We start from the raw sequence: 14,908 nt of genomic DNA, 5'->3' as shown, positions 1-14,908 counted from the left end.
GGGCTCACAGGTGTGTGGTTATGAGCGTATCATTGTTCTTTATAAGTGTGCGTATAGGTTCTTCGTATCTAGTATAGGTCTTGGCAGATGAAATGGTCCTGCGAAAGAGCTCTATCCGATGGGTGTCCGTGCCTACAAAGCTGTAGACCCCACGCTCGAGGAGCTGCTGAGCACGTTGCTGTACCTGCTCTCCATACATCCCCGTGAGACTGAAGAGATTGAGCTGGAAGGCACAGCCTGCACCTCGCAGGTGGTCGTATGTCTTATCATCCATATAGAGGTATCGCTCAGGGTGTGCGAGCATAGGGATGGCTCCAGACACAATGACTGATTGAATGAGTCGATAGAGGTCTAGAGGAGCTCCTACGAATGAGGTCTCTACGAGTAGGTACTTGCTGTCTCCTAGCGTGAGAAGAGGCTTGTCAAGGTGCGCCTCAAAGCCTTCGTCCAGCATATGCTCAGCGCCTAGCATCAGAGGAACCCCCATATCCGACAGCTTTGGGAGCAATTGCTCTAGCTCCTGCTGGAGGGTATTGCTATCGTTGTGAGGGTAGCGCCTATAGATATGTGGTGTGGTGATGATGCGTTGGATGCCGATAGAGCGCATCGTCTCAATGAGCTGGCGGGTCTCCTCAAGAGAGCGACTTCCGTCATCGACAGCAGGGACGAGGTGACAGTGTATGTCTGTCATCCCCTCGAGCCAGCCTGCAGAGATGATGTCTACTTTCTTATGCTTCGTGAACCACCACATGTGTCTATCTGTTTATTGTAGCACTAGCACACAGTCTTACTCCTTTTCACTGCCATAGTTACCGTAGCTACCATAACCGTAACTGCCGTAGCCATATCCATAGGCGGAGGCTCCTACGCCAGCATCATTGAGTACGACGCATAGTCCCTTGAGTCGCTTATCACGATAGAGAGCCTCCAGCTCGGGAAGGAGACGACGTGGTAGGTGATTCTCACGAATGACCATAATCGTAATGTCGGTCAGATGACTGATGACTCGTGTATCAGCGAGATTGAGGACAGGTATCGTGTCCAGGACGATATAGTCAAAGGCTTCATCTGCATACTGCAGAAGCTCCTCAAAGCGTGGCGACATAAGTAGCTCAGTAGGATTGGGAGGTATGGGACCACTGGGCAGGAAGATGAGAGACTCAGTCTGTAGCGAGGGAGACATAATCTGCTCTGGTGTAATCCGAGCATCAGAGAGATAGGAGGAGAGTCCTAGTTGACCTCTGCAGTGCATACCGATTGCTTTCGAGAGGGTGTTCTTGCGAATGTCGCAGTCTATGAGGAGTACCCGCTTGCCCGACAGAGCTAAGCTTAGAGCTAGATTGGACGAGGTAAAAGTCTTACCCGATCCAGGTATAGCGGAGGTGACTAGGATGCGCTTGACTGGAGCTCCATTATCAGGAGCTAAGAAAGAGATGTTGGAGCGTATTACGGTGAAAGCCTCCGAGACGAGACTACGCCGATGGCGCCCGACGATAAACGTTCGTGAAGCCTGATCGATTACCTCACTCTGCTCCTTTGGTGTCAGACCGATGAGCTGATCCTTCAGGTGCTCAGCAGTACTCTTGACGTGATGCTTGGAGGCTTTGTAGTGGGGCACCTCTCCTAGTACAGGTATAGTCGTGTAGCGCTCTATGTCTGCCTTGCCACGTACCTTATTGTTAGCGATGCTACGTATGTAGATTATGGCCGTTGGGATTAGCAGTCCGAGCAGACCAGCAGCCAGTATGATGATTGGGACACGAGGGCTGACAGGTGCGACAGGCCCTGTGGGTGCTTGGATGAGTCGTGCGTTTGACTCGGCCGACTCTATGGAGAGTGCGTTTTGCTCCCGTACGTTGAGGAGGAAGAGGTAGAGCTCCTCCTTGATCTTCTGCTGTCGGTAGATGCTCCCTACGATGCGCTCCTGCATAGGCACGGAGGTGATGCGACCCTTATAGCTAGACTGCTCTGAGAGTATACCTTGTCGCTCCACTTCGAGGGTCGATATGAGGTTATCTATGGAGGTGATGATAGAGAGCCTCTGAGCAGCAAGCTGAGTGTTGAGCTCCTGAACGAGTGGGTTCTGGCTACTAGAGTTGGCTTGTAGTTGGTCACGCTTGAGCAGGAGCTCGTTGTATTTAGCGATAGCAGCTTCAATGGCAGGAGAGGCTATGCCCACATTGGCGGGTATGAGCGCCTCCATCTGATTCTTGTCCTTGAGGTGTCCACGGACAAACTGAGCGATGGAGATACTATTGTTGAGCTCGACGAGACGCGTCTTGATTTCTGAGCGCCCCTTGATATATTCCTGAGCTTCGGCCTGTATATCAGCGATCTGCTGTGACTGCTTGAAGCCTTCGATCTCAGCGTCTACCTGTCCTAGCTCAGAGCTAATGATCGCTAGGCGGTCATCGACGAAGCGCTGGGTGCTCTCAGCAACCTTCACCTTGTCCTCGCGCTCTAGCTCTGTGTAGACGAGGATGAGGGTAGAGAGAAAGTCCTCGGCGAGCTGTGGATTGCTAGACTGCATGGTAAGCTTGATGACGGAAGCATCTTTCTGCTGGAGTGATACTTGGAGAGAGCTCATATAGCTATCCACGACGGAGTGAAAGTTCTCTTTCTGCACCTTCAGCACCTCATAGTTAGGGAAGTTGCTGTAGTATGGTGTTGCCTCTACGACTACCTGACCAATGGGTGTCGCGATGGTGTCGCCTAGAGGTGCCGTGATAGGCTCCTGAACCTTGCCTACGAGCGAACTCTTGATGTCGTAGAGTATGACTTGGCTGTCAGATCCCTTGTCTGGCTTGACACGGAGTGTAATCTTTTCATCTGGATCTGCATTGACAAAGCGGATAGAGACGGGCGACTGCTTGTAAAGGTCTTTCTCTCGTAGGCCAGCACGGTAATGGTACTGCACGTCTAGACCTAGACGACGTACAGTCTCGCTGACGACACGCTCCGTGCTTAGGATGATGATCTGATTGGAGACATCATCGCTGTAGGCGTGCTTATCTCCTGCAAACTGAGCCAGTTGCTGCATAGCAGAGTTCATTGGAGTCTCGCTCTTGATCAAGAGGCTAGCAGAGCGACTGTACTGATGCGGGGAGGACTTGATATATAGGAATCCTAGAGCTAGGCATACGATGAGCGATAGCAGTATGAAGAGCCAGTTGGCCTTAAGGATTATGAGTATGTCTTGCAGGGAGAGCGTGCTGGTCTCCTCTGGAGAGTGTGCAGGCTCCTGCTGGATAGAATCTGTAGCGTATTCCATACTAAAAATAAACCATGCTGAGTGGTAGGTGTGAGCGCAGAGAGAGCTTATCGCCTCTGGTTAGCTACGATGGTGACGACAAAAGTAGTCAGAGAAGTAGCTGTGCTGACGATACTGAGCCAAGTGCCCACATTGTTGTTGGGGTTTATACTGGCTGTCTGCGCCTTGGCAGCGTTTGGCTCTACATATACGATATCTCCCTGACGGAGGAAATAGCAGGGAGAGTCAAATATCTTGTCACTACGTAGGTCGTGAGCCACGATGTGTCGCTCCCCGTTGATCTCTCGGATGACCAGTACATTGTCTCTGCGCCCTTGTATGGTTAGGTCGCCCGCCATGGCGATAGCGTCTAGGAGGGATAGCTGGTCACTTACCATTGGGAAGCGCCCTGGGTGAGCCACCTCACCGAGTACCGATACCTGCGCATTGAGTAGAGAGACGGTGACAGTAGCATCGTTGAGAAAGCCCTTGTCACGGAGCTCTGCAACAATCTTTGTGTTGAGCTCATTGCGTGTTAGCCCCTCTACGTGGATGCGTCCTAGTGTGGGAAAAGCAATGTAACCCTCATCATCTACGATGTAGCCTTGCTGAGAGGTGGCCGCTGAGACCCCAAAGGAGCTATAGTATCCGACCATAGGGAGGTTAAAAGGCTCCGAGAGTTCGCGATTTTTTGAGTTGACCGTGATGCCCAGCATATCTCCCTTGGCGATACGAGGTACGGGGATAGTATATTGAGTGACAGCTCCATTCGTCGCATCTTGTAGGTAGACGACATCTTTGCGTGATGCACAAGAAGTTGCTATGAGCAAGAGACTAGCTATGAGCAAGCTGCAGAGAGTGGAAGTGTGTGTGCGAACTAAAGGTTTCATTCGTAAGCTAAGTATGTATAGTCGCTTAGAGAGTTTGTACCAAAAGAGTCTGACTCTCTTCACCAGTCTCTTTCTACAGCCACTCTCCTTACTATAGATTTTAGAGTTTTTAGATAAGAGCAAAGGTACGGATAATAAGTGATTCAATCGTCGGTTACGTAAATCGCTGACAAGCCCAGTCAGTGCAAAGCACTCTGCAGGAAGTCTATGGAAGTAGTACGACAGTGTGCTAGAGTCTGCGCAATAGCCTTCACATCGTAGCACTGAGGCGAGCTGACCAGCTCATACGCTCCCTCCTGATGGTGCTCCAGATTAAAGAGCTTGATCAGGGTGTCAAAGCGACTGCATCCAGCACTGCTGTTGACGATAGCAACAAACGGCTTGCCAAAGATGAGCGAGAAGGCAACCCCGTGGAAGGAGTCCGTCACCACGCACTGAGCGTTGAGGATCCCCTCGAGCCACCTCTCTACGGGAGGCAAGATGCACGCCTCCAGCCCTCGTCCACGCTCCGTCCAGTGGCGCCACGGAGCGAAGAGTTGGCAGGTCGTATGATGCGACTCAGCGATCTGCCGTGCGAGCTCCTCCTTGTGTGGCGAGTGCGTTAGCATATAGGCGAAAACCTCTCCCGAAGGCTCCTCTAGCAGTCCAAGCTGGTCAATGTACTCCTCCCTCGTGAAGAGCATCGTCGGGTCCAGTACCCACTGCGCAGAGGCGCCAAATCGTTGCTCTAAGAGTGGCACGGCCGAGCTCTCACGCACCGATATAGCCACAAAGCGACTCAAGAGCTCACTGTAGAGAGCCGTCCGCTCAGGAGCTATGTCTATCGGCTCTACTCCAAAAGAAGCCGCATAGGCGATGCGTCGCACTGGATCTGTCTCAGGGATAAAGCCGAGGAAGTAGTCGTCCAGCATCGGGACAAACTCCTGTCGCCACACTTGATCACTTCCCACGATATAGGCATGAGCGGGCTGCTTGCGGTAGTATTGTCGTAGCTGTGCGTCACTGCGTAGCGGTGGCGAGAGCGTGATGTGCTGCTGTACGAAGCGAGACGTGTGCTGTAGTACGACACGCTCCGATCGTATAGATTGATCGTAGGAGATTCGCTTGACAGTGCGAACCTGCGCCTCAGCCCATCGCCTTAGCCGAGAGCGACGGTCGTAGGGTATGTCTAGCGTCACAGGCTCGTAGTCCATCTGGCGCAAGGCTTGCTGTAGCGCATAGGCCTGCATGATACCACCATAGTTAGCCCCTAGGGGATGGGTCAGTATATGGATTCGTTTTGTCGTCATCGTCTTAGTCTAGTAAGTTCTTTGGGACCAGTCTCCTCTTGGAGAGATGCAGGTAGCCCTTTACGAGTCGTCTCTCTTCGACAGTCAGCGAGAGCGTTAAGATGACCACGACACACAATCCGCCAAGCAAGATAGACGCCACCAGTAGTCCCCAGATAGAGCCTACGTAGGGGAGTAGGTGCCGATAGAGGTAAGCTCCTAGTACCATAATTATGGTCGGTGGCAAGATAGGTAGCACCACCCGCTTTAGGTAGTAGCCCACGCCTAGAGCGTGATATTTGTAAGAGAGTCTAAGTCGTACCGCTAGGCACGCTATAGATACTAATATATTAATGTATATAGAGTACTCAGGAGGGGCGCCCAACCAGAAAGCGAGCATCGAGAGTGGCAGGATCATAATAATCATACTACCTACGATTACCTGGTAAGTGCGGACACGCCCCGTCGCTTGTACTCCTGTCATAAGTGCACCTGAGAGACTCTCTATGAGCAGTACGACGAGCGTCAACTGGAGCAGTAGGCTCGCATAGGCAGGAGGCTTGACAAGCCACAGACGGAGCAGTAGGTCTATGTCTAGCGCAAAGGGAATAACTACGCAGAGCATCAGCAGGTAGGAGATCTTAGCACTGGCGCAGATGAGCTTGTGCAGGTAGCCATACTCCTCAGCAGCGTACGACTTGATAATCTGCGGATTGGCGGCCATCTGGTAGTTGTTGGCAAAGGTGATGAGCGCACCTCGCACCGAGTTGACAATACCAAAAGCTGCATTTAGAACTGGTCCGAAGAAGTAGTTGTAGACAATATTAATTCCCTGAGTTTGCGCCACGGCAGCGAGATTGCCAAAGAGGTTCCACCCCGAGTAGGAGAGTATCTCTCGGTAAGCCGACCTGTCCCGTACCCAGCGAAAGTGTACCTGACGAAAGAGCCTACGCGTGCACCCCACGTAGCAGAGCGCCATCACGCCACTGACGACAAGGAGCAGGATAGGGTAGAGGAGGAGCTTGTCGTCAGCGTATGCCTTCAGGAGTAGCACGGCACCTAGTCGTAGCGAGATGTCCACGATGCTGAGCAGGGCAAAGAGATTCATCCGCTCGTGAGAGACTATAAGGCTTTGAAACGGGGTGAGCAGCATGTTGACCACGAAGGTGCCCAGGGAGATAAAGTAGATCCACAGCGCCACCGTCAGTCGCTCAGGCGGAGCCACCAGATGGCTCGGCACGTACCATAGACCGAAGGGGATCGCCACGGCGCAGATGAGTAGGATCAGTAGTAGCTGCGCCACGATCGAGACACTGTAGATGCGCCCCACGCCTGAGTCGTTGCCCCGTCCCAGCTCGTAGGAGTAGAAGCGCTGTGTGGCGGCGACCATCGCCCCATTGACAAAGCCAAAGGCGGTCACCAAGCTCCCCACCACCTGATAGACCCCAAAGTCCTCTACCCCGAGCGCTGCTAGGAGCTCCCTAGAAATATAGAGGGAGAGTAGGGTGACCACCGCCATACGCACGAAGAGAAAGAGCGTATTGCGAGCGATACGCTGCGTGCGAGACGATGGCATCGTGCGCACATCGGTAGTCTGGTCATGTAGCTCTTGTGCCATAGGATCTGCTGAGCTGGAGGGTGCGACTGTCCTATGACAGTCTCACCACTGCAAAGGTAGTGAATTCGTGCAATCAGCCACTCCGCTCATCACCTAGACTGATTCATGCGAAAGACGTAGCGCTCTATGAATGATTTATATATATTTGTAGGCGTAATAACCTTGACACTAGATATCCACAAACTAAAACCCTATAACAATGATGAAGCCCATTACCTACATGAGATGCGCAGCTTCTCTTCTTGCGCTTTTGCTGCTAGCCACCTCTTGCAGTCACAGTGAGCCACCGACTCCTCAGGAGCCACAAGAGAACACCTTCAAGGCCAAGTTTACGGCCACGCCCAACTCCTTCTCAGGCGATGGAGGCTATGGGAAGGTTTATGGAGTGCTACAAGAACTATCTCCCAGCGGCGAACTACTCCATGAGACCCCGCTGGAGAACTCAGAGTTTACGCTACACTTTGAGAAGTATTCATCTGAGATAGCGCCCTGTGTGTATCGACCCAATGAGTTTTTAGTCCGAGAGGGTATTGACTCTAAGACCTTTAAGATTGAAGCTGAGGTCATCAGTGGCAAGGGTAAAGGCTGTAAGCAGACCATCCTCATAATGCGTGGCGGATGGAGATTCTCTTTCAAAGCCGAGCCAAGTCAGTTCACCTCGAAGGGCGGGACTGGTAAAGTGATAGGGACGATGTATATTACAGACTTTGATGGAAACGTCGTTCGTGAGGGCGATCTCGGTGATTGCAACTTCGGACTCAATGTGAGTGGTAATCCAGAGGGTATCACGATTGATGACCTTGCGAAGACCTTCACGGTCGCAGCGGGTGGCCCAGCGACCTTCGAACTGCAGGCTTATACAGGTTTTGGACAGCCATATCTCATTGAGATAAAGCGTGAAGGCTGATAGGCTCCTCGTTACCCATCTCGCTCTAACCTCTAATTTCTAATCTCTAATTTCTACCCTCCAAGCCACCCCACCGAGGAATTTGCGATTTCCTCGGTGGGGAATTTTCATTCTGCACCGAGGAACGGAAAAATTCTTCGGAACTTCGAAATCTTTCTTCCGAAGTATCATTCCATTCTTCCGAACGTTTATTTCTCGGCTCCGTGGAGAGTTTCCATTTCCTAGTGAGTTGTTGCGGAAATTCCTCGTGAGCTATTCGGATTTAGTGAAGGTGTATGAGTCTATAGCGCTACGCAACCAGACTCAGTCCATATGTCCTAGAGTTGTTGTCAACCGTAGTTAGGAGCATACAAAGATATGATGCGTCAGCTCGGCTCGTGCCCTCTGTGCCTTTTGTCGGGTGCAAACTTTTTTGTAACTTGCGCCACATATCGGTTTATCCTAACCCATTAACCATCTAAATAAATCTCAAGATAAGACTTATGACATTAAAACTGAATGCTTTCAATAGACTCTTGCTGGTGGGGGCTATTATGACTCTCGCCTCCATCTCGGTCTACGCCCAGCAGTCATTTGGAGGTTCCCCTCTAGCTATCGATGCTGAGACCTCTCTACGCTCTTCAGCCTTAGAGACGCATATGGTACCTCTTGCCTTTAACCCTGCAGACTTAGAGCTACAGGACGCTTGGGCTGCTCCTCGTGATGGTCGTCCTCTGAATGTGGGGCATCTTGTCGACTATAAGGTTGACTTCGCTCAGGAGGCTCATCTCGTGCTAAACGAAAACGGCACGCAAGTCTATCGTCTTGACATAACGCTCGAAGGCACTCCTGCGGGTATAGGTCTATACTACGATGACTTCTATATACCAAAGGGGGGGCGCCTCTTTATCTACACACCTAGTGGACGTCAGCTCCTAGGTGCCTATACAGAGGCAACGCATCCACGTCATGGAGCCTTTGCTACAGAGCCTTTAGCTGGTAATAGACTGATCCTAGACTATGAGAGACCGCAAGGCGTAGAGATGCCTTCAATACAGATCTCTAGTGTCGCTTATCTCTATATCCCCGTGATGCAAGCTGCTCAGGGACAAGATGGTCTAGATATATATCAAGGTAATGAGGATAACTCTGACCCCAGTCTTAGAAGCTTCTGTCAAATCAATGCAAACTGCCCTGAGGGTGATGATTATCAAGACCAAAAGGCGAGTTCCGTAGCAATGCTGATGCCTATTGGGAGAGGAGTCGGAATGTGCTCTGGGAACCTTATTAACAACGTCGAGGGAGACCTTAAGCCATATATTATCTCTGCAGCACACTGTGCATCTCTGACTGATAAATATGACCTTGGTCCATACGCTTTGGATCAGTGGATTTTTGGATTTCACTACGAGAAGCCTCGCTGCTCTAGTGGAGATCGTGCTACACAAACGCTATGCTCTATGGTGGGTGCTAATTTGAAGTCTTTTATACCGATCGTAGGAGCTTCTGATGGTCTACTCCTAGAGCTCAAAGGGATGATTCCCCCTGAGTATCGAGTCTACTACTCTGGCTGGGATGCTACGAAAAAGGTTTGGCAAAAGGGCGCTGGTCTACACCACCCCGCAGGAGATGCGCTCAAGGTGTCTCTCTTCGATGGTAATGTGTCAATCGGAACCTGGAATGAAAATTTCCCAAATCGAGGTGGAAAGGATGCCCACTTCCAGTTTCACTTTACAAAGGGAAATACAGAGGGAGGCTCCTCTGGATCGCCACTATATAATGATCGTGGCAATCAGATAGGTACCCTTTCTGGAGGAAACCCTGGGATTTGCCCTAAGGATGGTGTATATGGTCGTATGTACTATCACTTTGATCAGTACAAGGAGAAAGGCGATACTTGGTATATGGCTAAGTGGCTTGATCCTAAGGGTACTGGGCGGAGAGAAGTCAATGGAATGTGGAATGGCGACTGGAAGCCTCTCGGACTAGTCAAGGAGCTGCGTGCCACTATCAGCAATCCTAAGACTGTAAAGCTCGAGTGGGATGCTGTGCCTCCTCATGTTCAGGGGTATGCAATAACCTATAATTTATACCGCAACAATAAGTTAGTGACGTCTCAGCTTACGACGACATCCTATGAGGACGCCCTCAGTGAGAAGGATATACAAGCTGGACAAGTGACCTATAAGGTAGAGGCTAGCTATAAAATTGAAGACAAGGATGTGACTACGCCTGCGGCTTATCGGAGCGTTTACCTAGGTGAACTCGTGAGTCGTGTAGAGCCTAAAGTATCTAAAAAATCTTCAGGAGTGGAGCTGAGGTGGAAAAAACCATATAACACCCAGATCGTCTCTAAGGTTGAAACTCGTGAGAGAGCTAAACTGTACAAAACTTCTCATGGCACTAACGGACTCAGTTTTCAAGAGTTGAAGATCCATCGAGTATTTATGTATGACCTATATCGTCTTGGTCAGTCGCCCCTTGGAGGTCAGAAGCTTTATATTCATCAGATCAATTTCGTTCCTGCTATGGATACCCCACTAAAGGCTGATGGCAAGGTGGATTACAATAAGGCTCTAAGATTTTATGCTCTTCAGAAGGTCTATGGTTCGGCTCGCCCATTTTATGATACGCCTGTAATAGTGCCTCAAGGCACTGCAAAGAAAAAGGAGTGGATGTCTCTACAGCTTAATCAACCCATTCCTCTAGATGATGCCTACAACCTTGAGGTGGGCTTCATTTGTCCAAGTCAAAACGATGAGGGAGTAGTGTACATTGACACACGCTCTAAGGATGGGCATATCAATACTGATGGATGCTTGATTAAGTTTGAGGTTTCTGGCAATAATTCCTTTGAGACTTATCGTGGTGGGCATTACAGTGCTGATATGCTGGGTTATCAAGCTCTCGAGCTTGTGGTCTCTGACAATCCTGATATGCAGGATGGGACGACTAGTAGAGCCTTCACGAGAGGTAAGCTGCCTGTACCTTTCCCAGCCGTCAAGGGCTACAAAGTCTATCGCAACGGAAATCCAGTTAAAGACGAGCTCCTCTCTCCTGAGACCTTGAAATACAAGGATGCTGAGGGTAAGGATTCCGACAAGTACTACGTTGAGGTAATCTATGCTGACTATCCTAACGAGTTGCGCCCCCTCGAGCAGATCACACAGGTGGCTCCTAAGCTTTACCCAGTCCACTTTGCTGAGACTCTACAGCTCTCCAATCCTGATGAGGTGCTACGTGTACAGCTCTTCAACCTGCAGGGTGTAGCTGTTGCTGAGTTTAGCGGAGCTGAGCTAGCTGGTATGCTAGACGTATCTCAACTCCCAGCTGGCGCTTACGTAGCTGTCGTCACAACGGCCGAGGGTACAACGACCCAGAAGCTGGTCAAGTAAAGACGACCCCCAAATACTATACTCCCGAGGGACTGTGCGATGTCACAATCCTTCGGGAGTTTGGTTTTTAGCTAGAGAGACTAGTGCTCCTAGTGCTACTGGAAGCAACCTTCTCTCTAACCTCTTTTCTCTAACTTCTAAACACGCGAGCCACCTTCTCTAGCTAGAGAGGGTGGCTCGCTCGTTTACGCGTTATTGCTGTCCGATGAAATAAGAAAGCCCTTCCCAAAGATTAACGAAAGGTGGTGTGTCATTCTTGCTCGTAATGAACTGTAGGGTTGGGGTATAGACTTTGTGTCTTACAGATTTTGTCTAGTTGTTATGTCGCTCATCTTGGTAGACTCTTAAGCTGTGTCTAGGTTATAGACGTATCTTGAGTACACTAGAGTGCAGTCTCAACTGTCGTCTATATTACCTTTGCATTGTCTATCTACTCAGGTTGCGCAAAGAAACAACAAACATTTTACCCTGAAGTATGCTACACCTTTTTATCTGACAGTAATGTTTATGCGAAGCTTGGAGTAGCTCTACTTGCCTTGCTTAGCGACGCGCTCTTGGTCGGCTATGAAGGCTGCGAGACCGCTATCGGTGAGCGGGTGCTTGAGCAGTCCGAGGATAGCCTTGAGCGGGCAGGTGGCTACGTCAGCACCGACACGCATACAGTCGATGATGTGCTGGGTGTGACGGATGCTAGCTGCGAGCACTTGCGTGTTAAAGCCATAGGTCTCGAAGGTCTCTACGATGTCGGCAATGAGCGAGACACCGTCCGAGCTGATGTCGTCAAGACGACCCACAAAGGGAGAGACGTAGGTAGCCCCCGCCTTGGCCGCTAGGACAGCCTGACCGAGGTTGAAGATGAGCGTACAGTTCGTCCGTATGCCCTCCTTGGTGAGCTGGCAGATAGTCTTGATGCCGTCTTCGGTGCAGGGCACCTTGACCACAATGTTCTTGTGGAGGGCCGCTAGCTCGCGAGCCTCGGGGAGCATCTTGTCGTAGGTTGTGCTGAGCACCTCGGCGCTCACGTCGCCGTCTACGATATTGCAGATCTTGAGGTAGTGCTCACGGCAAGCAGCATCGCCAGCGATGCCTTCCTTAGCCATGAGTGAGGGGTTGGTCGTGACGCCATCGAGGACACCGAGCGCTTCGGCCGTGCGGATATCTTCGAGATTGGCTGTATCAATAAAAAACTTCATAATATGAGGTATAGGTTGAGATATAAAATGCTATTCGTGCGAACCCTCAGAGTACTTCTCAGGATTCATAAACCAGTCGGCATACATGCCGTAGTCGTGAGCTATGCGCTTGTTGAGCTCTTGACTTTGCTCGGGAGGCACATCCTTGATATACTTGGCGGGCGTGCCAGCGTACATCGTGTAGGGCGGGATGATCGTATTGGCCAGGACGACCGCCCCAGCTGCTACGATAGCGCCCTCACCAACCTCCGCATTGTCCATGACGACAGCGCCCATGCCGATGAGTGCATAGGCACCCACCTTGGCACCGTGTAGGATGACGTTGTGTCCGAGTGAGACGTAGTCGCCTAGGTCGCACACGGAGCGCCCGTGGAGCGTATGGAGCGTACAGCCGTCCTGTATGTTGACATGCTTGCCAATGCGGATGCTACTGACATCGCCACGTAAGACTGCGTTGAACCATACGCTACTGCCCTCGCCAATGACCACATCACCGATGATGCGAGCCCCCTCGGCGACGAAGATGCCCTCCCCGAGCTGAGGCGTAAAGCCCCGCACGGGGATGATGCTTCCTGCTGGATATTCGTATGCCATAGGATTAGAGAGGTAAGGTCTTATTGCGTAGCCACTGAGCCTCCTCAGGGGTGAGTAGGGGAGAGAGCTCCTGGTAGACATGTTCCTGATAACCGTTGTACCAAGCTATCTCCTTGTCGGTCAAGAGCGACTTCTCTACAAGCGCATTGTCTAGGAAGCAGAGCGTCATAGTCTCAAAGCCGTAGAAGGTGCCGAACTCGGTCTGCTCCTTCTCGACCGTCAGGATCAAGTTCTCGATGCGGATACCGTGCTGGTTCGCACGATAGAGACCAGGCTCATTGCTAGTGAAAGTGTGCAGGTGCATCGGCGTTGGGTTATTGTCCGTGCGAATGTTTTGCGGTCCCTCGTGTACATTTAGGAAGACACCGACACCGTGTCCCGTGCCGTGACCATAAGAGAGACCCCTATCCCAAAGCGCCTTGCGGGCTAGTATGTCTAGCTGGTTGCCACGGGTTCCCTTGGGGAAGTGTGCCGTAGCGATTGCTATGTGTCCCTTGAGCACCAGCGTGAAGTCTGTCCGCTGCTGATCGGTGACGGGACCGAGAGCGATCGTGCGGGTGATGTCTGTCGTACCATCAATGTACTGCCCCCCACTGTCCAGTAGGAGCATGCCCTTGGGCTCTAGCTTGTAGGCACTCTCGGGTGTGGCGGAGTAGTGCACGATAGCTCCATGGGCTTCGTAACCGCAGATGACGCCAAAGCTGTCACTGACGTAAAACTCTTGCTTCGCGCGGAACTGCTGGAGCGTCTCGCCTGCTGAGTACTCGTCGACGTGCTCGCCATTCTTGAGAGCCTGCTCGAGCCAGATGAAGAAGCGAGTCAGGGCGACACCATCACGGTGCATAGCACGGTGGATGCCAGCTATCTCTGTCTCATTCTTGATCGACTTGAGGTGCGATATGACTGAGTCGCCTGTGATGACTGGACGCTCGCCCAGCTCCTCACGAACACGTTCTGTCGTGCGCTTAGGATCAACCATCACCTTGAGTCCCTGTGGTAGCTTGCTCAGAAAGTCGTAGAAGGTGTCGTAGTCGCGAACCTCTACGCCCTCACCATTGAGGATCTGACGTAGCTCGAAGACCGTTTTCTCAGGCAATGCAAAGAGATAAGCGTGCTCATTGTCGATAAAGCCAAAGGCGATGCCGACAGGATTGTAAGAGACATCGTTGCCCCTGATGTTAAAGCTCCAGCAGAGTTCGTCAACCATCGTGATAGCGACCGCCTCGGCGCCATAGCTCTGGTAAGACTCGCGGATACGCTGCAGACGGTCACGGGTGCGCTCGCCTGAGAACTTGACATCCTGTAGGTAGAACGTATTGGTCGGCACGCCAGGTCTGTCGCTCCACACCTCCTCGATGAGGTCATACTGGGAGACTAGCTTGATGCCGTGGTTCGCTAGCGACTGGGCAAGCGGCGCGTATTCAGCCATAGAGTAGCAGGCTCCGTCGACACCGACGACAGCACCTTTGCTCAGATGTGCAGAGAGATACTGCTGGATCGTAGGCGTGTCAGGATCGTCGCCACGCTGTAGTGTCATCTCGCTACCTTGTAGCTCGTTCGTTGCTTGTAGATAGTAGCGTGAGTCGGTCCACATGAAGGACTTGTCTAGCGTCACAAGCGCTGTGCCGGCAGAGCCGGTGAAGCCACTGATCCAGGTGCGCGACTTCCACCGCTCGGGGGTGTACTCGCTCAGATGAGCGTCGCCACTAGGTATGATGTAAGCATCTATATGATGCGTGCGCATCGCTTGGCGGAGCGCCTCGATACGCTGATTGATAGGACTGTTTGTTGGCATATATATGATTGTTTGTTCT

General features: G+C 51.5%; 10 protein-coding genes. 2 read left to right on the top strand and 8 right to left on the bottom strand.

Annotation, left to right across the window (positions count from 1 at the left end; genetic code table 11):
• Positions 1–4: 4 nt before the first annotated feature.
• From Q0X57_RS00130 to Q0X57_RS00110, 5 genes are all read right to left on the bottom strand, one after another.
• Entirely contained in the window at positions 5–751 is a 747-nt protein-coding gene (locus tag Q0X57_RS00130) for a CpsB/CapC family capsule biosynthesis tyrosine phosphatase (protein WP_297725869.1), read from the bottom strand.
• 36 nt (positions 752–787) lie between these two features.
• Positions 788–3,271 carry a polysaccharide biosynthesis tyrosine autokinase gene (locus Q0X57_RS00125; protein ID WP_297725866.1) on the bottom strand — a complete coding sequence of 828 codons (2,484 nt, stop codon included), beginning with the start codon at positions 3,269–3,271 and terminating at the stop codon, positions 788–790.
• A gap of 47 nt (positions 3,272–3,318) precedes the next feature.
• Complete coding sequence (locus Q0X57_RS00120) at positions 3,319–4,140, bottom strand: polysaccharide biosynthesis/export family protein (RefSeq protein ID WP_297725863.1); 822 nt, start codon at positions 4,138–4,140, stop codon at positions 3,319–3,321.
• A gap of 179 nt (positions 4,141–4,319) precedes the next feature.
• Positions 4,320–5,429, bottom strand: coding sequence for a polysaccharide pyruvyl transferase family protein (locus Q0X57_RS00115; RefSeq protein WP_297725860.1), 1,110 nt, complete (start codon positions 5,427–5,429; stop codon positions 4,320–4,322).
• A 4-nt stretch (positions 5,430–5,433) separates the two neighbouring features.
• Positions 5,434–7,026, bottom strand: coding sequence for a lipopolysaccharide biosynthesis protein (locus Q0X57_RS00110; RefSeq protein ID WP_297725857.1), 1,593 nt, complete (start codon positions 7,024–7,026; stop codon positions 5,434–5,436).
• Positions 7,027–7,225: 199 nt separating this feature from the next.
• On the opposite strand from Q0X57_RS00110, the gene Q0X57_RS00105 reads away from it, so the two are divergent.
• Together Q0X57_RS00105 and Q0X57_RS00100 are read left to right on the top strand one after the other, a co-directional pair.
• Complete coding sequence (locus Q0X57_RS00105; protein ID WP_297725854.1) at positions 7,226–7,933, top strand: hypothetical protein; 708 nt, start codon at positions 7,226–7,228, stop codon at positions 7,931–7,933.
• Between the two features lie 482 nt (positions 7,934–8,415).
• Entirely contained in the window at positions 8,416–11,307 is a 2,892-nt protein-coding gene (locus Q0X57_RS00100) for a T9SS type A sorting domain-containing protein (RefSeq protein ID WP_297725851.1), read from the top strand.
• A 527-nt stretch (positions 11,308–11,834) separates the two neighbouring features.
• On the opposite strand, the gene fsa is transcribed toward Q0X57_RS00100, so the two are convergent.
• The 3 genes from fsa to Q0X57_RS00085 are packed head-to-tail and all read right to left on the bottom strand — an operon-like array spanning position 11,835 to position 14,889.
• On the bottom strand, positions 11,835–12,500 hold the full coding sequence (fsa, locus tag Q0X57_RS00095) for a fructose-6-phosphate aldolase (RefSeq protein WP_297725848.1): 666 nt from the start codon (positions 12,498–12,500) through the stop codon (positions 11,835–11,837).
• Between the two features lie 30 nt (positions 12,501–12,530).
• Positions 12,531–13,094, bottom strand: coding sequence for a gamma carbonic anhydrase family protein (locus Q0X57_RS00090; protein ID WP_297725845.1), 564 nt, complete (start codon positions 13,092–13,094; stop codon positions 12,531–12,533).
• Positions 13,095–13,098: 4 nt separating this feature from the next.
• On the bottom strand, positions 13,099–14,889 hold the full coding sequence (locus Q0X57_RS00085; RefSeq protein ID WP_297725842.1) for an aminopeptidase P family protein: 1,791 nt from the start codon (positions 14,887–14,889) through the stop codon (positions 13,099–13,101).
• Positions 14,890–14,908: the final 19 nt, after the last annotated feature.

This window comes from uncultured Porphyromonas sp. (assembly GCF_947254915.1).
Taxonomy (GTDB): Bacteria; Bacteroidota; Bacteroidia; order Bacteroidales; family Porphyromonadaceae; genus Porphyromonas.
This window is presented reverse-complemented; position numbering and strand designations above follow the sequence as displayed.